Below are 19,864 nucleotides of genomic sequence, written 5' to 3'. Positions count from 1 at the left end.
TTATGGCCGAGCCCGGCACGCGAACTCATTCCTCCCTGAATGCCCGTTGGATTTGATCTGCCAGAGGTTTTACGAGGTAAGACATCATTGTGCGGCTGCCGGTCGAGAAGAACACCTCGACAGGCATACCGGGCGACAAGGTCAGGCCCTTCAGCCTCGTAAGCTCTGCACGTGGCAGGCTGACACGCACAGTATAGAAGCTCGTGCCGCTTCGCTCATCGATGCTGAGATCGGGGGAGATCTCACTGACGACACCATTCAGCTCTGGCGTGATCCGCTGGTTGAAGGCCGAAAATCGCAAGGTTGCGCTCTGCCTTGGCATCAGCTGATCAATGTCCTGCGGAGCCACACGTGCCTCGACGGTCAGGTCGTCTGTGACAGGGACAATCTGCATGATGAGCTCTCCCGCAGATATGACGCCACCGACCGTGTGCACGCCGAGCTGGTGGACGACGCCAGTCTGCGGGCTGCGTATATCGATCCGCTTGAGTTGATCCTCGGCCGAGACCTTTTGCTCGACCAACTCCGAGAGCTTTGCCTGGACGTCGCGGAGCTCGGTTGCCACCTCGCTGCGCAAATCCTGGTCGATCTGAATGATCTGCAAACGGATTTCAGATGTATGGCCCTTCGATTGCGCGATTGCCGCAGTCAGCTTGCCATGCTCGCCGTCAAGCCGGACTGCGTCACGCTCAAGCGTTGTTATGCGATCAAATGAAACCAGCTTGCGTTGCCAGAGTTTGCGCATGCCGTCGAGTTCAAGCCCGATCAACTTGATTTCCTGGCCTTTAGCATCCCTTTGCTCGGTCAAGCCGGAAACTTCTTCGCTGAGCTGAGCAATGCGCTCTCTCAACTGAGCCTTCTGGCCAGCGCGTGCCTGGCGACGAAATTCGAACAAGGATTGCTCGCCGGTCATCGTACGCCGGATCTCAGGATCGTCCTGCCGCGAGGTCAGCGAAGACGGAAAGGCGATGGTGTCAGCGCTATCACGCTCGGCCTCGAGGCGGGCCAGACGGGCCTCGAATTCGTCCAGGCTCTTGGTGACGATGGCTAGATTGGCCCGAGTCACGGTCTCATCGAGACGGATCAAAATCTGGCCCGCCTTCACGGCATCGCCTTCCCGCACGAGGATCTGACCGACCACGCCGCCCGTTGGATGCTGGACTTTCTTGACGCTGGAATCGACGACCAGCTTTCCCGAGGCAATAACGGCTCCAGAAAGCTCCGTAACCGCGGCCAGGCTTCCCGCCCCACCAACCAGGAGCATGCAGACCGCGAGGCCGCCGAACAGATAGCGTCGAATGGTCCGGTCGATCGCGGATGCCGCGTGTCGGGTCACTGTGCCGCCTCCTCAAGGCCGGAGACGACCTTCAGGGGAACGCCGCCCGAGCGGGTTACCTTGCCCAAAACCTCATTCTTGGGGCCAAACGCTTGGACACGCCCGTTCGCCATGACGAGTACCTGATCCAGGCTTGCAAGCGCGCTCGGCCGATGTGCCACCACGACAGCAATGCCGCCTCGCGCCCGCACCCCCTCAATTGCCGCCGCCAGCGCGGCCTCCCCCTCGGAATCGAGGTTGGAATTAGGCTCGTCCAGGATGACGAGGAACGGATCGCCATAGAGGGCCCGTGCGAGCGCAACCCGCTGTCTCTGGCCCGCCGAAAGCGCCGACCCGGCCTCGCCGACCCGCGTTTCGTAGCCTTCCGGCAGATGGACGACAAGGTCATGAACGCCGGCCGCGCGGGCCGCCGCCAGTATCTTGTCCGAAGAGGCTTGTGGCTCGAAACGTGCGATGTTCTCGGCAATTGTGCCATCGAACAGTTGCACATCCTGCGGCAGATAGCCGACATGATTGCCCAGCTCTTGCGGCAACCACTGGTCGAGCGTTGCTCCGTCCAGCCTGATGGTCCCGCGGGCTGGAAGCCATATCCCGGCTATTGCTCGGACAAGCGATGATTTTCCGGACGCGCTCGGTCCGACGATGCCAAGGCCGGCACCCCTTTCTAGCGCGAACCCGACATCCTGCACAACCACACGACGCTCGCCGGGTGGCGTGACGCTGATGCTTTCTACCGCAAGAGCAGATACAGGTGCCGACAGCGAGACGCTCGTAGCAGTTTCAGGAAGCAGGGCCAAAAGCTGGCTCAGCCGGGTCCATGCCTGGCGAGCACTGACGAAACCCTTCCAGTGGGCGATAGCCAGTTCGACCGGTGCGAGCGCCCGGCTCATCATAATCGAACTGGCGATCATAATACCGGCTGTCGCTTCTTGATGAATGACCAGATAGGCGCCGATCGCCAGTATACCCGACTGCAGCATCATGCGCAGGATCTTCGAGATCGTGCCGAGCGTCCCAGCCAGGTCGCTGGCTCTTGCGTTCGTGTTGAGAAACTCGGCGTTGACGATTGACCAGCGCTCGGCGATGCGCGCGCCAAAGCCCATCGCCTGCAGAGCCTCTGCATTGCGACGCGTCGCCTCCGCAAGCGTATTGCGCGCTGCCGCCTGGCTGTTTGCCCTCTTCGCAGGCTCCCTGGTGCGAACTTCGGCAAGCACAGTCAGGCTAGAGAGAATGATGGCGCCTGCCAGAGCCGTCATGCCGATCCAGAGATGGAACAGGAAGCATATTGCCAGATACAGCGGCATCCAGGGCAGGTCGAAAAGCGCAGTCGGACCAGTGCTCGACAGAAACGAACGCACCTGGTCAAGATCCCGCAACGACTGAAGGCCGTCGCCTGGGAGCTTGATGCGCAACGGCAAACGCATAAGGGCGCTATAGACTTGCCCGCTCAATCGCCCATCCAAAGCCATCCCGATGCGCACAAGCAACCGCGACCGGATAAGCTCAAGAACGCCTTGGAAAATGAACAGCATGCCGGCAAATACGGCAAGCCCGACAAGCGTCGGCACACTGCGGCCGGGTACGACCCGATCATAGACCTGCAGCATGAAGAACGAGCCGGTCAGCGCCAGAACATTGACGACGCCGCTCATCAGGGCAATTCCAGCGAACGCGCGGCGGAAAGAAGCCAAAACCGCAGCGAGGGTTGTTCGTGGCGGCTCGGACGAATGGGAATGCGACATCGCCTTCACATCGGTTCCAGTTCGGTCACCGGCGCAAGGATCGCGCCCGCAATCAGGCTCGGTGTCTCCATACCGCAGCCGCCGTCAGCTGTTGCGCCTAGATATGCCAATCGTTCAGCGCGTACGCATGGATGTAGTCGATCTGCATGTCCGCAGGTGTCGCAAGCCCGTCGGCGGGCGCTCCCGCCAGGCCACCGACCGCCAGATCGACCAGCATATACATGGGGTCGTGCATATCGGAAGGCGTTGCGGCACGAGCAACTTCGACGTCATCGAAATACCAGACGAGTTCGTCTTCTGTCCACAGCACTCCGTAATTGTGGAACCCTTCGGTATCCGCGGCATAGGCCGTCGAGGACACTGTCGTATGAGTTCCCGTCTCGTTGGAGTGGCTTGTCATAATGAGCTTGTTTGGATCCTGACCGAGCATTTCCACGACGTCCAGTTCCGGTGGCCAGGAGCCGTCAGCCGGGAGAAGCCAGAAGGCCGGCCATACACCTTGCTTTGCGGGCATGTCAGCCCGAATTTCGAAATAGCCGTAGGTTTGTGCGAAGGACTCATAGGTCGTCAGCAAACCTGACGTGTATTTGTAATCGTTTATGTAGGGCTGGATTGCCGCGGGAGCCCGGGCGGCGGTAATCGTGAGAACACCGTCCTCAACGCTGAACGGGTTGACCGAACTCGTCGGGGCGTAGTTGGTGTCGATATACCATTGAAGCTCCTTATTGCTCGTGAGCGAGCTGCCGTTCGCGGCACCCCACCAGAAGTTCGAGTCCCAGGTGCCGCTCGAGCCATTCCACAGGTCGAGCGTGTTGAACTCGTCCGAGAAGGTGAGTTCCAGATGCGACCTGTCCAGGGCCAGATCGAACTGGCCTGGGTTGAACTGGTCGATGGTCTTATTGGCGAAAACGAGAAACTCGTCATCGGACAGGTTAAGTCTGACGTTCGCCCCCGACTGGACCATGTTGGCGTGCACATCCTCGAAGGAGGTGAAGCCGAAGCTCCCGACGCGCGCGGTATCATCGGCGCCAAAGTCGAGGATCAGGTCACTGCCGTTGCCGGGGGTCACGACGAAAATGTCCGCACCGGATCCGCCCTTGAGAACGTCATCGCCCTGCAAACCGTCGAGCGTCTGTTGGCCGGAGCCGCCGGTAATGATGTTGTTTAGCTCGTTTCCGAAAGCATAGTGTTTGTCGCCGGTGACCGTCAGGTTCTCGAAATTCGCTGGGAGCTTGTAACTCATCCAGGTCGAGATGGTGTCGACACCCTCGTTGGGCAGCTCGACGGCCTTGTTTTTGGAGGAATACAGATAATAGATGTCATCGCCCTTGCCGCCGTACATCGTTACGGTGACGCTACCGTCGGCGTACATGGAGTCGTTGTAGATGCTGCCATAAAGTGTCGGGCCGGAATTCGTCGCCGAATACCACTTCACGGAGGACCCGCTGTAGGGGAGTGGAACACCCTTGGCGTTCAATACGTTGGCCATTCTGGTCCTTTCTCCTCTTTCTCGCCTCGATATCGGGCCTAACACCTATTGAGAGCAAAAGGAGCCAGTACCATTTAGCTTTCGAGTTCGGAGAGTTACCAAAAGCTTAATACGCAGCGCAGCCACTTGCCCGGGGCCGCCTCACCCCCTCAAGGGCACAAGGCGTCGCACCCGGCGCTTGCCGCTCTCCTTCGGCCGGTCGCGATGTTAGAAATATGGCCGTTGCACACGACGCAAGGCCTGTTGTCAGGTGCATGACGCGGTGCGAAATGCAGCCTTGGCGATGGCGGGGGGTGCATTGTTGATATTGTACGCACGGAACAGGCGCGCAAATGACATCTGATTCAGAGAAGGCCGGGGCGGTCGAGCAGTTGCTTGATACACCTGAGCTTGCAACCGCACTGGAAAGCGAACAGTTCAAAAGTCCTAGAACTGCCACTTCAGCTATCGGAAATCCTTTCCGTCCGTCGTAGGTTGTCGTCCCAGGCCCCGCATCAGCATGTCTTGCTGCATGCGCTGGCGAAGTGGCGTGATCGGAGCGTCGGTCGACAAGGTAGCTATGGCAAGTTCCTCTCGTTGAAGGGAACTCCATGGTCGGATCGCAGGCTTTACCTGCTCAAGGCCTATGAATACGCGTCATCTCAGAACTAGGCGACCATCCCGCGAAGCGGGTTCGTGCATCGGGCGCGAAGCGGTCATTCGCCATGCGATGGTCAGAGGTCCTTTTCGGGTCATGAGCGTTGGTTCTGTGGACGCCGCCTTTCGGGAAAAGCGATCCGGCGTCAGGAAGGTCCGGAATGGGTCCAGATCACCAGCAACAGGTGCAAATTTGCCAGACTACAATCTGGACATTTCGGACAATCCGTACTATCTAGGGCGAGAAATATGGTACCAATGGTGGTCGTTATAAACGCTCGCAACTCGGCAGTTCGCGCAGATGCAAAGGTCGATCGTGAGACGGTCGCTGACATTCTCGATGTGTTATCGCGACGGCATCCAGGAATATCCAAGTCCGCTCTGAAAGCCGCCGGCAAGGCGGTCGCCGCCCTGACGGCGGTAACGTCTCGTCTGTCCCCTGCCGAGCAGCGCCAGATCGCTGCGCACGAACAGGCACTGGCGAGAGCAGTGGAGAATGTGGTTACGGAGCTCGCCCGACCCAGTAAGATACTTGCTCCAGTAGAGGTCGAAAAGCCCCTGGAGGTCAGCCAAGGCGCAGGCCGCGGGAAGGTCTTTGATCTTGAAGAGGGCTGGCTGCGCCTCGCTGAATATGCAACGCCGACACGCCTTGAGGATTGGGCTGGTCCTGTCGCCGGTCCCGGTGAGATCGAAAAGATGTTCGGGACGAAGCGTTCGACCCTGCACGATTGGCAAAGGCGCGGAGCCGTGATCGGACTGCTCAAGGGCGAGCGGAAGCACGTATTTCCGCTCGCCCAATTCGTCGACGGTCGTCCTGTTGAGGACATGGCCCGAATCACGAAGATCATCGGGAATCCTCGTGCGACGTGGCTGTGGCTGACCCAGCAGCATGTGAGCGACACCGGCGAAACTCCGCTCGACCGACTCAAGGCTGGGCGCATCGATGAGGTCGTCGCTGACGCCGAGTTCGATTTCGGCTGATCGTGGAGCTTGACGCCGAAGTCGTCGCGGACCTGGCAATCAGATTCCAGCCGCAACACTACCTGCGGGCAATGCGACAGGAGTACGCAGCTACTCCATTGGGCATGGGGTTCGGACAATCGCGCTTCGCAAGCCCCGACCGGTCCTTCATGGTCCTCTACATTGCTCGCGACCTGGCGACGGCGATCGCCGAGACGATTATTCGCGACCGGTTCGAGGGAAAATCTTACCGCATGCTGCATCTCTCGGAAATCGCTGGCTGGGCCGTGTCCGAAGTCTCTGCTACGTCGCCCCTGACGGTGATCGACGTCCGGACCACCGGCCTGCTGCGGCTCTGGATCAGCACCGACGCTGCACGTGCCAAACAACAGCAGGAAGGCCGGAAGCTGAGCCAGACTCTCTTTAACGGGTTCGCCGTTGACGGGATCCTGTAGAATTCGCGGCTGACCGGAGCGGAATGCGTGGCGGTCTACGACCGCGCCGTTGACGGCAGGCTCAGGGCCCGACAGGCCACGGCGCTCATGCGGAACTCGTGCCGGCGCTAAGGCAGCTGAACGTTCGGGTTATCCGCGGCGACCTTTCGTAAGGAGCCGTCGGGCTATCTCTAACCTAGATCACTCGTGCTGCGCAACGCGAGCGCTGGCGCGTGACGCAGGATGGCATGAAAACATCAGATCTGGAGCAATGGCTGAGAGGGTTTAAGGCAGAAGTCTCGAAAACTTCCGCACCTGGAACGGTACACGCCTACATTGCTAGACGGCACGCCTCTGTTCCGGCAAAGCTGCGAATCGCGGGGCCACTGGCAATCCGCAGGTCGGTGGGTTCAGGCAATGCTCATTGAAAGATGGGCCGCCGACTTTCCTTTGGCCGTAAAGCTCGGCGGGTTGTCGGTCTCAATTGCCGTCTCAAATTGATCGGCGGGACGTGGCGACGCGGATGGCTAGCACGCTGCCGTTCGAACGCACCAGCGTCGTCGGCGCCTTGCTTTTGTGTCGGAACAGAAGACTTGCCTTTGGGTGATCACCCGTCATGACTAGGGATGAAGCAGAACAGGGTGTTCGCTACTTTTGCACAAAATGGGCTGAAGAGCGCGGGCTTCCTCATCAGCCAGAGAATCCAAGATTTTCCGATTTCTTTTCTTGGCTTGAGCAGAAGTCGCCGGGCCACTTGAAATTCCGAAGCAGCACTTCGGTGCGGGACGACGTCGAGCGATGGTTCATCGACGAATTCAAGCAAGGTTGGCGCTACTAGCAAGCGATTTCCGGAGAGGCCGGTGCCGTGCTCCAGGCCACCTTCCGCGATCACGCCATACCCACTTCACTTGCCTCTGTTAGCTTCTTCCTGCGGCGGGAGACCCCAATCCCGCCTGGCCGGCGCCTAACAGGCAAATCTACCCCAACGCCCCCCAAACGGCGCCGGCCACCTTCCCGCGAGCGACTGTCAGCCGCTCTAGTGGATCCCGCCAGGAGGTTGTAGATCGAGCGTTCCTTGACGTTTATATGCTGCCCAAGCCTCGGCAGGCACTGCCGAATCCGCCCGGGCCAGCAGTCCGCGCGCTCAGTCTCGGTAAGTGAATTCCACCACTGCATGCCGGCTATTTCATCAGCAGTCGGATTCCGGTTCGGTTCGTCTGCCATTTTCTTATCCTTGCATACGGCTTGAGTGGCGCAGGCCCGCAACTATCAGAACGGCCAAAAGCCGGCCAAAAATGCCGGCATTTTGGAGTGCGCCCCTGAGGGTGGACAGATCGGGATGTGTGGATTGACCAGCCTTCCGGGTTTTCGGAGAGAGAACCCATGGCAAAGCACCGCAGTCACAGCATCGAGTTCAAACGCCAGGTCGCGCAGGAGTTCATCGCCGGCGAGACGCTGCACGGCTTGGCTAAGCATCACGATGTCTCGCGCAACCTGATCCGCATCTGGGTGCGCAAATATGAGCAAGGAGCGTTCGACGATGATGCGCAGGCCGCTGACCTGATCCAGGAATACGAAGCCCGGATCGCAGCGCTCGAACGGTTGGTCGGTAAGCAGGCTCTGGAACTGAGTTTCTAAAGGGGGCTCTGAGAAACGCACCGCGGCCGAGAAGCGGGACTACATCCGTCATCACCGGCCCTGCGGCATCAGCGTTGCCGAAGGATGCCGGTTGATGGGAATCGCGCGCTCCACCTACTACGATCCCCTGGAGAACGCGGCCGACGACACCGCGATCGTCGAGGCAATGTTCTCGATCAGCGACGAGTTCGAGTTCTACGGTTATCGCCGTGTCGGCGCTGCGCTGCGTCAGCAAGGCCTCGTCGTGAGCCACAAGAAGATCCGGCGCCTGATGCACGAGCATGATCTGCAGCCCAGGATCAGGCGGCGCTTCGTGGCCAGCACCGACAGCGATCATGATGTCCCGATCTTCCCCAACCTGGCCAGGGACATCGTTGCAACCGGCCCGAACCAGCTCTGGGTCTCCGACATAACCTATGTCGCGCTGCCGACCCGCTTCGTCTACGTCGCAGTCATTCTCGACGCCTGGTCGCGCATGATCGCCGGCTACGCCATTGGCCGATCGATCGATGCGCGGCTGACGATGGCAGCCTTGAAGGCGGCCATTGAACGGCGCCAGCCGCCGTCCGGCTGCATTCATCATTCCGATCGGGGCTCCCAATAGGCTGCGCAGATTTACCGCGAAGCGCTGGAAACAAACGGCCTGACGGGCTCGATGGGCCGCAGAGGCAATCGTTACGACAACGCCAAGGCGGAGAGCTTCATGAAGACGCTGAAGGTCGAGGCGGTCTACCCGATGGCCTTCGAAACCTTCGACGACGTCATTGATCACCTTCCCCGCTTCATCGAGGAGGTCTACAACAAACGCAGGCTCCATTCGGCGCTCGAATATCTGAGCCCGCAGCAGTTCGTGGATCAACACATCCGGCAGACTGGCAAATCAGCAGCCTGATATCTGTCCACCTTCAGGGGCGCACTCATTTCGCTGCTCCACTGCATGAAATTTTGGTACCAGCCAGACACCGTTTCCTAAGCAACCTGCAGTGCGCCCAAGAAGAAAACGAAACAGATAGCCTGCCAAACCCCTCGTCACCTCTCGGGTCGTTGCTCTGGTAAACGTAAACCTGTCGATTGAACGTGGTCCTCTAACGGACCCGGTCGTCGCGGTCGCGTTCCCTTCTTTATAGTTCGTCGCGCTCCAACTCCTCGAGGCGAGGGATATGCTGTTGCGCCGGATCGGTCCGCGTCGTTTCGCTGCCGCGTTGTGCGGCCTCCTTGTCGCTGTCTAACTTATCCTGCAGCCGATTTGTAGCATCTACGGTCGACCCAGTTCGGACGGTTCGTCCGGCCGGCGCTCGGCCTCGTCGGGGCGACGATCTCGCTGCTGTTCGGTCACGGCATCGACATTTGCAGGGGTTTTGCCCTGCACTTCTGCCGGCCCCTCTCGGGTCTGCTCTGCCGCCTCGATAGCGCGCTTAAGCTCCGGATCGTTCTCGGCTACCTCGCATATAGGTGCTGCCCTGGACGGCAAGCTCCGCCGCGCGAGCCAGTCCGCGCTCAAAGTCAGCTCGGAATAGCCTTGGAGCAAATTATCGATGCCATCAGAGACATGAACGCGTCGCTAGACGACCAGCGATCAAAAACCGAGGCCCGCCTTCCAAAGCTGACGTAAGAGACACATAGCCGGTCAGCCCAAAAGAAAAAGGCGGCTGGAGAAGGGCGTCGTTTTGCGGGTATCTCCGATCGCCTAGACTCAATCAGGCGACCTTGAGATCCTTCATTGCCTTTTCAAAGACATCCTTGATTGGCTTGGATATATCTTCGGCAGCCTTGGTCGTCACGGCCTGAAATTCCTTGGCCTGCTCTACGGTCAGTTCGACCTGCTTGCGCAAGAAGGCAGCCTGCAGCTCGAGGAACTCGGAGGGCGCCCTCACGGCAACCAGGGCTTCGAGGTGCGAGAAGCCGGCTTCGGCATTGGCGCGCAGAGCAGCAATTGTCTTCAGCGACAGCTCGTTGCCGACGGTCTTGGAGGTTTCGAGGCTCGACTGCAGCGCCTTCTGGGTCGTCTCGGTGCCTGAGGCAAATTTCGCATAGGCTTCTTTCGACTGCTCGACGCCCTTTTCGGCGACAGCGCGGATCTGGTCGGTAGCCATCGACGGGTCGAAGGTCGGGAATTCGGAATTTTCAACGGTGTCAGCGGTCTTGGCCATAGTTTCCATCCTTTTCAGCGGGCGGCCCTTCACAAAAGCCGTCTCATTCATCTACGAAACTGACGTTACGGCATTTGTAGTGCATTGCAATATTTTTGTGCGACGCACCATGCTCTTTATCCCAGCGTTAACCCGCTGAACTTTTCGCCTGCCGAGGCGGTCTCAACGTCGGTCTGCCGCCAGAGCTCAACTAGCTGGACTATTGCTCGACCGGAAGCGGCTCGTGCTGCGGCTCAGCGTTGTGGAACACCTGTCCAAGATCGCGCGCGTCGAACGTTTGCCGCAGACTGGGCAGTAGACGAAGTGCTTCGATTCGTCCTCTACCGGCCGTCATGCGGCCTGCCCTCATAGCCTGTCGCGATGTTGTCGGTTCTAATCCGGGCATCGACAAGTCACAGGAGCGGAAGAAGCTCGAACGCCGAGGCTTTACCCCAGCCAGATCGACGCCGAGATCAGCCGCTATGCGACGGCGATCAGCCGCATCCTTCATTCTCAAAAGCAATATGGCTCAACACCGGATAGTGCCGCACGACCGAGGGAGCAAGCATATCCGTCCGCGAAGCGGAACGGAGTGGGGGTGTGGGGCCTCAAGCCCCACGTCTTCCTTATGTTGGCGCTAACGCCGCGCGCGCGATGGCAGCAACATGCAGCGACCAGTAGCGCTGTCCGGCTTGGTAGGTGCGAGCGTTCAGCGCGGTTGGTATGCCGCTTCAAAGCCAAGCCCGCGCGCCTCACCGATAAGAGCTTTAGCTATCGCGTTGGCGGCATCGTCGCGGTGCCTTCGGAACGTCGAATCCCACCCGCGGCGCTCGCACTTGATCTCGGCGCGGGTTCTCCCTTGTCTCATCGCCCTGTCAACGCCTTGCAAATGAGCGAAACCAAGCTGTCGCGCGCTCGCTTGTGGAGTGCGCCTTTCGGCCGCCATACAAGGAAATCATCAACGCTCATCCAATCAACCGGGTTTGTGTCGGCGTCATTTCTGGGGATGTCCCTTTGCAGTTAATTATGAGAATCGCATGTCAATCATTTCAGTTGGTTAGCTGTGCACTTAATTTGAAAACGTGCACTTAATTTGATAATCATACCGGGCCATTCGCATTTAATGTGAGAAGCAGCGTCGGCAACGTAACGGGGTCGAATTTCCCGAAGACAGGGTATGAAAATTCAAAGAATTCATGATCTTCACGCTGATGCGATTGCAGTTAAATTGAGAATCCGGGCTGCCCCATTCTCGCAACTAATTGCCAAACCTAACCGAAGCGACCGCATTCTCATCATTAACTGCCAAGCGACGCCAGGGAACAGGTGAAGATCCACCGCGGCGAAGTTCGAATTGCGCGATGCCGATGACAGCTTAGCGCCTGATTGCGGTCGTTCAGATTGGCGTTGCGGAACCCAACAGCTGACATTCGTAGGCGAGCGCGAAAGTTCACCGCCTGACAGCCTCCGAATCTTTAACACGTGCGAATCCAGGCGGCGCGTGCAACATCAACATGGCGCAGGCTGGACTAGGATATCGGACCGTTCGCGGACGCGGCATAATTTCCTCAAGCCGCGCCACCAGCCTGTCGATCGAACCCTGAAACTTCGGTCGCGCGCCTCCGCCGTGACGGCTAGACTAGGCTAGGCTTAGGCGGACAGCGAGAATGGCCGACATTCGGACTTGCACTCAGCCCGCGACGTCACAGGGTCGACAGGTCCACCACGTCGACGAACACGGTGCGGTCGGCCAGCTCGTCCGGTGCGTCGATGCCGAGGGCGGTGACGTTCTCGGTCATCTCCTCGACCTCTCGGACCACCAAGCGCAGGTCACCCGCTACGCCGGAGGGCACCACTACGGCCAGCGCGTCACCGACGACGCCCGTCGCGGTGCTGCCGGACACGCGGTTCCAGGAGGAGAAGCTCAGGTCGCCCGCGGTCAGCGAGGTCAGGTCGCCCGCGGTGACGCCGGCCGGACCTGTGAGGCGCTCGAGCGACGCGAACACTCGGTTGGGCTGACCCGTAAAGGCGCGGGCCAGCCCGGCGAGGGTCACCGTGAAACCAGCGCCCTCCCGAGCAACGGTGAGGGTGCGGTCGGGGAGCGCCGGCGCTAGGTCGGTTGCCACGACCGACGACATCCGGAGGTCGAGGTCGGGGCCTACCAGGCTCTGGTCCTGGAACCGAGCGAGCGCCAGCCGCACAAAGGGCGCGTACGACGCAGACGCGACGCCGGGCAGCTCGATGTCGGCGTACCAGTGGTCGTTGTGGAAGAACACCGGGTAGACGAGCGCGCGCACCACCGGGCCCCCGGGCGCAATCGGTACGTCGACGGCTTGCTGGGCACCGGTGAACTGCGCTTCGGCCGCGAGCGCGGGCAGCGTGGAGGTCGCGTGGATCGGGTCGCGGTTGCACCAGGTCACCTGGTCGCGCAACTCCGCGGGCAGCGCGGTCTCCTCCCGCGGCCACAGTATCACGGCGACCGCCTCGCCCTCTCCGGTCGTGAACCAGGGACGGGCCAACTCGACCCGAAGCCGGCCACCCCGGCGGCGGCGCGTCGCGGTGCCGGCGGCTCGGTCCTCTTCCCAGCGGAACGCGGGGACCACCGAGAGCGGGACCAGGGCCCGTGGTCGGGCCGTGCTGGGCACGGAGACATCTTCCAGGGTCCCCGGCAGCTCAAAGAGGTCGTCCCTGGTATCCGCGAAGCAGTCGCGGAAGCGGCTGATCGAAGTCAGGCCGAACGCCACCGTCCGGTGCTTGGTGTCGCCAAAGTCGTGGCTTACGGGCGGGAGCGCCGTGCTGCCCCGGGGCAGGTTCAGCTGTGTCACCGACGCCGAAGCAGTCGTCGGCTCGGCCGAGTCGCCCCACTCCCGCCAGGTCGCACCAACCCGCACAGAGCCGGTGCTCGGCACGTGTATACCCCAGACCGGGTCGTCGGTTGGAAGCAGCCGGGCCACTGTTTCGTCGCGGGCGCGGTCGACCTGCGCCGTACCGTGCGCGGCGCGCAAAGGGAGGCGGACGGCGTGCGAGGCGAGCAGCCGGCGCGGCGGGCTCAGCAGGGGGTGCCGGCCTGTCGACATGGCGGTCTGCGCTGCATTTCCGTCGGCATTCGACGCTAGGCCCTCGGACAGGAAGCGATTGAGGGCAAAGTTGTCGATCCAGCCCGTCAGAACCGTAGAGGTCACCTCGACCTCGACCTGGCAGCCGGGTGGCAGCTCTATCTGTACGCGCGGCGACGACGACCCGTTGGGTGACCCGGGGTCGTCCTGCGTCACCCAACGCACCCTTGGCATCGACTGCGCCGGTCCGGCCGTCACCTCGACGATCTTGCTGGCCCGGGCCGGCCAGGCGCCCTCCCACGGTCGCTCGTCGTGCACGTCCTTCGCCAGCAGGCCGGGCTGCGCCAGGATCGCCACTCCAACGCCGAGCGCCGCAGGGTCGGGCAGCTGCGTCACCGGCTGGCCGTTCAGCGACACCTCTCCCCCTTGACCGTTGGCGAACGCCAGCGACGCAAGCGACAAGCCCTGCTCGTCGGTCAGGCGCAGCACGCCGTGCTGCTCGGCGAGGGAAAAGGTCGTCACCGGCGCCACGACGGTGCGGTGGTCGTTGACCGGGTAGGCCGGGTCGTCGGCAAACGGCACCGTCGTGAATGCGTCGCCGTCGGGCTCCGACCGGATCACCAGGCGTTCCAAGGAACCTCCAGGGCCGAGAACCGCAGCGTCGATGCGGAAATTCCCCGGCTGAAACGCGTCCGCGACCATGAGTCCGGGAGGAACGACAACCTGGGGCGGCGGGACTGGCTCGTAGCGCACATAGGCCGTAGTGCTAGCTGCGTCACCTACCGCAGGGTCCCGCAGAGCCAGCCCGCCGCCGGCGATGTCGGCCACCCGGGCCCGCAGCTGATAGCTACGTCCGAACTCCAGCTCCACCAATGAGGCGTCTACCACGCGGTATTTTACTTCGAAGTCGTAAGGCATCTCCAACGCCGAGCGGCGATTGGGGCTGGGCGCCCCGTCCAGACGCTGACGCGGCACTGATAGGCTCCAACCATCCCATCGAGCGACGACCTCGTCGGTGCGCAGGCCCTTCTCGTCGATCACGGCCGCGTGCGCCTTGACGTGGCCCTCCTCGTCAACGACCTTGATCTCTGGCAGGTCTCCGATGCGATAGGTGGCGTTGCGGCGGTGCAAGGAGAACCACGTGTCCGTGTCCTCCACGCGCACGTCGATGCGGTAGCCTAGCACCAGATCTTCGGCGGTAAGCACCTTGTCGGCCAATTCGTCGGCTGACGCGGCCAGGCTCTGCGCGCTGCGCTGGGCGAGCTGCTCCTTACGACCGACGCGCGTGAGCATCAGGCCGGCCGAGCGCAAGGGCGGAAGGCTTGGCCGCCCCCCGTCGGCCGGTGCGCCCTCCGCCCGGCGCGACCGGTCGGTGGCGAGCATCCGTGCAGCCCCACGCAGCTTGCCCACTGCGCCGTCGACGTCGAAGCCGACGATCCGCCATCGCTCCTCGTCGCGCAGGTCAACCACGCCGCGGCCGACATCGCCAGACGCCGTCGGGAGGAACAGATTGCCGTCGAACTCGTACCTCGTCCAACGGGGTACGACGTTCACCGGCGAGCCGTCCCATGTCACCGACACCTCACGCGCGGCCGCCTGCGGGAGACCCTCCAGCTCAAGGTCCACGATCAGGCCCAGGAGCCTCAGCATCTGCGGATGCTCGCGCAGCATCGCGACGGCGCGGTGGAAGTCGGGCGCACCTACGCGGCCTACGGCCGTGTCCCGCTCGGTCTGCGTGGGCCGGGCCACCTCGCCATGCCACTTGTCGAGTTCGCGCTCGACCGCCTCGGGACTGCCGATGGCCATTGCGGTGTTGAGGTAGGTCTGCCGCACGGCGGCGGCGTCCTTGGTCGTCTCCAGAACGGCCGGTGGGTGGTAGCCGCGGGGCGAGGCCGTGGCCGGGGTGACACCAATCGTGCCGAAAAACGCCTCCCAGACGTCGGTGCGAGCCACGGAGAGGAGGGTCGCCGTTGGGCTGCTGGCGTCCGCGGTGGTGCTGCCTGTCGCCCTCGTGTGTACAGCGAATCCGTTCGCGGCGGCGTTGATGACCGATGGCCAGTCACCCATGCCCGCTGTCGCGAGGGCCTGGGTAAGACGCGGCGTTATCACGACGCTGAGCACCGCTTTGCCATTGCGTACCCGGCCACCGGGCACGGGGATCAGGGTCAGTGTACTCACGGCAGCGCTCCCTCGTCGAAGGCAGCGCGATATGCGCGCCAGGCGTCGACATCGAGATGGGTCACCGCGCCACCGGTGGCGGCGAAGCCGAGCCCCAGATCGAGCCCCAGCGCCGGATCGAGCGCGAATCGGGGGCCGGGAGGTATGTTGGGCGGCGGCAGCGGTTGGTTCACCTGCCGGTCGTCACCGCCGATCGTCCACTCGCCGCTGTCGATCTCCACACTGTCGCTGAACAGGAACAGATCGATCTCCAGCACAAGTGTGGCCTGGCCCACGAGCGCTTCGCGGTCCGCCTTCCAGGTGAGGGTGACCAGCAGCTCAATCGAAACTGACACCAGACCCAAAACCTCGACCATCCCGCCGAACCTCAGGTAAGCCTCGAGGTCAAATTCCTCGTCCTTGACGACGCGGATGCCGCCCATAGCGTGTACTTCGCCGGAGGCGACGATGAAGTCGATCTCAAGGCTGGCCCCGAACTCTAGGGCGATCTCCAGCTGTTTAAGGCCGGACTTGTCGAGCACGATGTCGACATATCCACCGCCTCCGAGCGCCAGAACACTGACGTTAAATGGGTCCTGCCGGCTAGCAAAGGCCAGCCCGATGCTGACCGGTCGTTCGTCGAACGGCACGTCGACGAAACCGTGGAACGTCAGTCCGGTGAGTTGGAAGCCACCGGTCGTGACGTTGGGCACCGGCAGGTCGAAAGTTGCGGTGACCCCCGTGTCGGAGGCGTGCACGCCGGGAGTCCCGCCGGCAAACTTCACGGAATTCTGCAGGTCCTCAAGCAGCTTGAGGAAGCCGAAGAACTGGGCTCCCTTCAGATCAACGTCAATTGATGGGACGTTGCTGCCCTCCTGTAAGAACTCGAGCCTTTTGAAGCGGACCTCAAGCAGCTTGTCGTCTTCGTCGGCGGTCGGAAAGGCAAGGGCGACGTTGGACACGGTGCAACGAACCCGGTGCTCGGTCGGCGACAGCACGACCTCGATGTCCATGGTGGCGTCGTCGGCTGCCAGGAAGGAGTCCTTGGTCTGCAACGGCACTTGCAGCCACGTCATGGTCACCCTGGGCGGGCGCCCGGGAGTCGGGTCGGCGAGGATCTCCGGCGTGCCAGTGAGCGCGGCGTCTTTGATCAGGTCGATGAGAGAGAAGCCGAGCAGTGATGCAGACTCGTCGAGGAAGCTTGCGGGCCTGAGGTCGCCGCCGGTCACCTGGGCGAGGAACGTCGCCGCGTCCACCGGCCCGCCCGCCCGGGAGACTGCGTTGATTTTCAGGTCCGGGGCCGACAGGCCTCCGCTGCGCGACGAATTGCCGGAGAACCGAGCCGTCACTGCATCGACGTTTTTCGGAGTGCGGAAGAGCAGCCTCGGGTCGGGAGCGCCGCTAAGCAGTTCGGTGCTCAGCGCCATGCGCAGGACGGGTGTGGAGGCGGCGACCTGACCGGACAGCGTCCCGATCTCGGGCAGGGCCATCGCAAAGCCCCACCGCCGATCAGGAGGGACGTCTTCATCGGCCTTGGGCGCGATCCCCAGCCGGGGAGCGAAGCCGCCGTCGCGCGACTCGCCGACGATGTGAAGGCGACGTACCTCCGGCCGGTCAGTCGCCTGTCCAAGCCCGGACCCCACCATGTCGATGCGTGTAGGGGCGATCGCCACCTCACCGTCGCCGGCCTTGATGTAGGCGGCTTCCACCCCCTTCAGGATCTCCGGATCCTCCAGCGAGCGGTACGACGGGTGGAGCAGGCCGTCGGGCCTGCGGATGTCGGCGACGAAGACGACCGGCACGTCCACCTGTACCTGCGCCGAGGCAGCGGACAGCAGGATCGGGAAGCGCAGGGGGGTATCGACGCCACCCGGCACCATGAAGACGTCCACGGGCACGTTGGTGAAGAGCTGCAGCGCCCGCAGTTGCTCCTCGATGCGAGCGATTTCGACGAAGAAGTCGACATACTGCGAGGCGGCTTGAGCCACCTCGTCCGCGATCCCTCCGCCGCCCAACGCCAGGTCTTCCACCGGCAACTGACCCGCGATGGGACCCATATCGCCGCCGTCGATCGTCTCCCTGAGGTCCCTAGCGGACGACCTAAATCGAGACTGTGTCGCGATGAGCTCGTCGACCCCTGGGACGGGGAACGTCTTCTTTCCCTCGAAGACCGGGTCTGCGCCGAAGTCGACCAGGGTCCGTTGGAACTCCACCCGCTGGAACGGGAAGGCGCGCGAAGGGGGTAGGTCGCGGAGGGGTTCGGTAATGATCAGTACCGACCGCTTCCGCAGGTGGGCCACCGAACCCTCAGCGGTCGCCTCTAACTGGCGTTCGCTCGTCTCAACATACATGGCGCGGTTGCCGTAGGGGCAAATTACGCCCTGGGTCGCCGTCCGCACCTTTTGGTCACGACCGAGGGTTGCGACGTGGTCCCATTCGAACGTCGGCCACGTCCCTGCAACGGCCAGTGTGCCGCCTAGCGCGCTGAGGCGCAATCGGTGGATATCCGCCGTTGCCTCCTCTCGCAGAATCCTTGATCGGGACGGTCCCGAGAGACTGGTGCGGAACGGATCGTGGTTGTCGACGGCCAGCGGTCGCAGGGTGAGCCCGGCGGGCTGGCCAGAAACAACACCCGATGCCGAGATACGCGTGTTCCAGAGCCCGACCGCGCCGCCTGGGCCTTGGACCGACGTGGGCGCATGGTCGAGACCAATCGCGACTTCGTCGTCACGGAACGGGGTCATCAGAAACCGGTAGGGCAGCTCAATCTGGGTGCCCGTGTCGGTCGCATCGGACGAAGGAACAAGCGCACCGTGCAGCAGTGCCTCCAATACCCCCTCAACTGTGAGAGGTACGCGGGTGCCGGCTTCCAAAGACACCACGACGCGGCTCGGACCGGACGCGCTCGCACTCCAGACCGGGACTCCGCCTGTGAACTGCGGGTCAACCGACGGTGTGGCCGGCCCTCTCCCGTCGACCACCTGTTCGGCCACGTGCTGTGGTGGGAGCGTCACGCTGAGCTGCGCAACCCTGCTGGCGACCAGCTCAGTCGGCTCCCCGGGCTCGATCTGGACTGCGTCGTTCCATCGCACGCCCATGAGCACGAGGTCATCGGGACGCCGCGCGAGAAGGTTGGGGTCGACGTTCGCAGGCGTGAAGGTCTCCGGTGGGTATGGTGGCTCGGCCAGCTTGAGTAAGTGGGGCGCACTCTCCCAGCCGAAGCGGCCGTCGATCGAGTGCTCGTTCGTTAGGGTCCACAGCTGGTAGGAGAATGAGCCGTCAGCGGTGCGGGACAGCGTGTTCATCTGGCCCTGCGAGGGGCTGCTACTGTCGTCCGGCGAGGTCAGGGCGAGCCAGACTGTAGTCGGCGTACTGCCCCCCTCCATATCTTGGGGGCCCAGCCATCCGAAGGGCGGCTGGTCGTGCAGGTCCCAACCAGACAGCAGGGGTGCACCGGCACCGTTCGTGCTCGCGATCAAAGTTAGCCGGCGCTCCCTCGGGCTGATCAGGGTCAGCTCGCCCGGCTTCGCACCCGGACTTCCTACTCGCACCTCGTCGGTGAACCAGGTTTGGCCGTCGAACCCCCAGTGGATGGGCACCCCGTCGTTGCGGACAGCGAACACGTCTAGCCGACGCTCCCCGCTCCATAGTGCGGTGGGCCGACCCTCGAGCCTCTGGCTGTCGACGGAGCGCGACAGGTGCTCAGACGCCCAGCCGCCGCCGCTCTGGAACCAGTGTCGCAAGCCGTTGTTGTCGGTGTCGACCGAGAACACGTCGATCAGGCCATCGGGCCGGCGAACGGCACAGGGTCGCTCCGAAGGATCGGCAATGTCCTCGGTGAGGACATCCGGCCCCTGCCAGCCCTCGTCCAGTGAGGTCAGGAACCAGCGTCGCATCGGGCCGTCCAAGCTCGGTGCGAACACTTGGAGCGCGCCACCGGACACGAGCACATCAGGGTCGGCCACCGCCAGCCCAGGCAGGACCAGCTCTTGCGGCGCTCCCAAAAGGGCGGGCTCCCCCGCTGCGGGCCACACCCAGTCGACCAGCCGCGACCCGACCCGGCCGACGAGATGGAGACCGCCCGGCCCGAACGTCGCGATCGGGTCGGTGTCGAATTTACCCCCCAGATCCTCGGGACCGAACATCAGGTCCCCATCACTCGGCCAGAAGTGCTCGACGTTGCCGTCGTCACCACGCACGAAGGCGTGCAGCCTCCACTCGTCCCACATAGCGACCGAAACGCGGTGGCGGAGGGTGGACTTGTCCATGCCGCAACTCCCAGACGAA

General features: G+C 62.5%; 12 protein-coding genes. 5 read left to right on the top strand and 7 right to left on the bottom strand.

The annotated features are described in order from the left end of the window. Positions 1–25: 25 nt before the first annotated feature. The 3 genes from NKI39_RS22300 to eglC all read right to left on the bottom strand — a co-directional run bounded on the left by NKI39_RS22300 (position 26) and on the right by eglC (position 4,567). Positions 26–1,336 (bottom strand): HlyD family type I secretion periplasmic adaptor subunit, encoded by a 1,311-nt coding sequence (locus NKI39_RS22300; RefSeq protein WP_352834433.1) that lies wholly within the window; start codon positions 1,334–1,336, stop codon positions 26–28. Continuing rightward, complete coding sequence (locus NKI39_RS22295; RefSeq protein ID WP_352834430.1) at positions 1,333–3,078, bottom strand: type I secretion system permease/ATPase; 1,746 nt, start codon at positions 3,076–3,078, stop codon at positions 1,333–1,335. The genes NKI39_RS22300 and NKI39_RS22295 overlap by 4 nt, the downstream gene beginning before the upstream one ends. A 97-nt stretch (positions 3,079–3,175) precedes the next feature. Continuing rightward, complete coding sequence (eglC, locus tag NKI39_RS22290) at positions 3,176–4,567, bottom strand: endo-1,3-1,4-beta-glycanase EglC (protein ID WP_352834427.1); 1,392 nt, start codon at positions 4,565–4,567, stop codon at positions 3,176–3,178. A gap of 894 nt (positions 4,568–5,461) precedes the next feature. On the opposite strand from eglC, the gene NKI39_RS22285 reads away from it, so the two are divergent. Together NKI39_RS22285 and NKI39_RS22280 are read left to right on the top strand one after the other, a co-directional pair. Further along, a complete protein-coding gene (locus NKI39_RS22285) occupies positions 5,462–6,184 on the top strand; it encodes an antitoxin Xre/MbcA/ParS-like domain-containing protein (protein ID WP_352834424.1) in 723 nt (240 codons plus the stop codon). Between the two features lie 2 nt (positions 6,185–6,186). Further along, positions 6,187–6,618 carry an RES family NAD+ phosphorylase gene (locus tag NKI39_RS22280; RefSeq protein WP_352834422.1) on the top strand — a complete coding sequence of 144 codons (432 nt, stop codon included), beginning with the start codon at positions 6,187–6,189 and terminating at the stop codon, positions 6,616–6,618. A gap of 586 nt (positions 6,619–7,204) precedes the next feature. Here NKI39_RS22280 and NKI39_RS22275 read toward each other — a convergent pair. Next, positions 7,205–7,489 carry a hypothetical protein gene (locus tag NKI39_RS22275; protein WP_352834419.1) on the bottom strand — a complete coding sequence of 95 codons (285 nt, stop codon included), beginning with the start codon at positions 7,487–7,489 and terminating at the stop codon, positions 7,205–7,207. Between the two features lie 491 nt (positions 7,490–7,980). Between NKI39_RS22275 and NKI39_RS22270 the strand changes: the two genes are divergently transcribed. From NKI39_RS22270 to NKI39_RS22260, 3 genes are read left to right on the top strand one after another with little or no spacing between them, the layout of a single operon-like run. Next, on the top strand, positions 7,981–8,235 hold the full coding sequence (locus NKI39_RS22270; protein ID WP_352509701.1) for a transposase: 255 nt from the start codon (positions 7,981–7,983) through the stop codon (positions 8,233–8,235). A gap of 43 nt (positions 8,236–8,278) precedes the next feature. After that, positions 8,279–8,839: an IS3 family transposase gene (locus tag NKI39_RS22265; RefSeq protein ID WP_352834485.1), complete on the top strand. Its 561-nt coding sequence runs from the start codon at positions 8,279–8,281 to the stop codon at positions 8,837–8,839. A 9-nt stretch (positions 8,840–8,848) separates the two neighbouring features. Then, entirely contained in the window at positions 8,849–9,127 is a 279-nt protein-coding gene (locus tag NKI39_RS22260; protein WP_352834482.1) for an integrase core domain-containing protein, read from the top strand. 805 nt (positions 9,128–9,932) lie between these two features. Here the strand turns inward: NKI39_RS22260 and NKI39_RS22255 are convergent. From NKI39_RS22255 to NKI39_RS22245, 3 genes are all read right to left on the bottom strand, one after another. Then, positions 9,933–10,394: a phasin gene (locus tag NKI39_RS22255; RefSeq protein ID WP_352834480.1), complete on the bottom strand. Its 462-nt coding sequence runs from the start codon at positions 10,392–10,394 to the stop codon at positions 9,933–9,935. A gap of 1,673 nt (positions 10,395–12,067) precedes the next feature. Then, a complete protein-coding gene (locus tag NKI39_RS22250) occupies positions 12,068–15,598 on the bottom strand; it encodes a hypothetical protein (RefSeq protein WP_352834416.1) in 3,531 nt (1,176 codons plus the stop codon). Beyond that, positions 15,595–19,845: a PLL family lectin gene (locus tag NKI39_RS22245; RefSeq protein WP_352834413.1), complete on the bottom strand. Its 4,251-nt coding sequence runs from the start codon at positions 19,843–19,845 to the stop codon at positions 15,595–15,597. The genes NKI39_RS22250 and NKI39_RS22245 overlap by 4 nt, the downstream gene beginning before the upstream one ends. Between the last annotated feature and the right edge of the window lie 19 nt (positions 19,846–19,864).

It is taken from the genome of Mesorhizobium sp. M0664, assembly GCF_040320565.1.
In the GTDB taxonomy this organism is placed as follows: Bacteria; Pseudomonadota; Alphaproteobacteria; order Rhizobiales; family Rhizobiaceae; genus Mesorhizobium.
This window is presented reverse-complemented; position numbering and strand designations above follow the sequence as displayed.

Coding starts and splice junctions, on each gene's coding strand:
- NKI39_RS22295 (WP_352834430.1), bottom strand. CDS start 3,078: ATGTCGCATTCCCATTCGTCCGAGCCGCCACGAACAACCCTCGCTGCG.
- NKI39_RS22270 (WP_352509701.1), top strand. CDS start 7,981: ATGGCAAAGCACCGCAGTCACAGCATCGAGTTCAAACGCCAGGTCGCG.
- eglC (WP_352834427.1), bottom strand. CDS start 4,567: ATGGCCAACGTATTGAACGCCAAGGGTGTTCCACTCCCCTACAGCGGG.
- NKI39_RS22285 (WP_352834424.1), top strand. CDS start 5,462: ATGGTGGTCGTTATAAACGCTCGCAACTCGGCAGTTCGCGCAGATGCA.
- NKI39_RS22245 (WP_352834413.1), bottom strand. CDS start 19,845: ATGGACAAGTCCACCCTCCGCCACCGCGTTTCGGTCGCTATGTGGGAC.
- NKI39_RS22255 (WP_352834480.1), bottom strand. CDS start 10,394: ATGGAAACTATGGCCAAGACCGCTGACACCGTTGAAAATTCCGAATTC.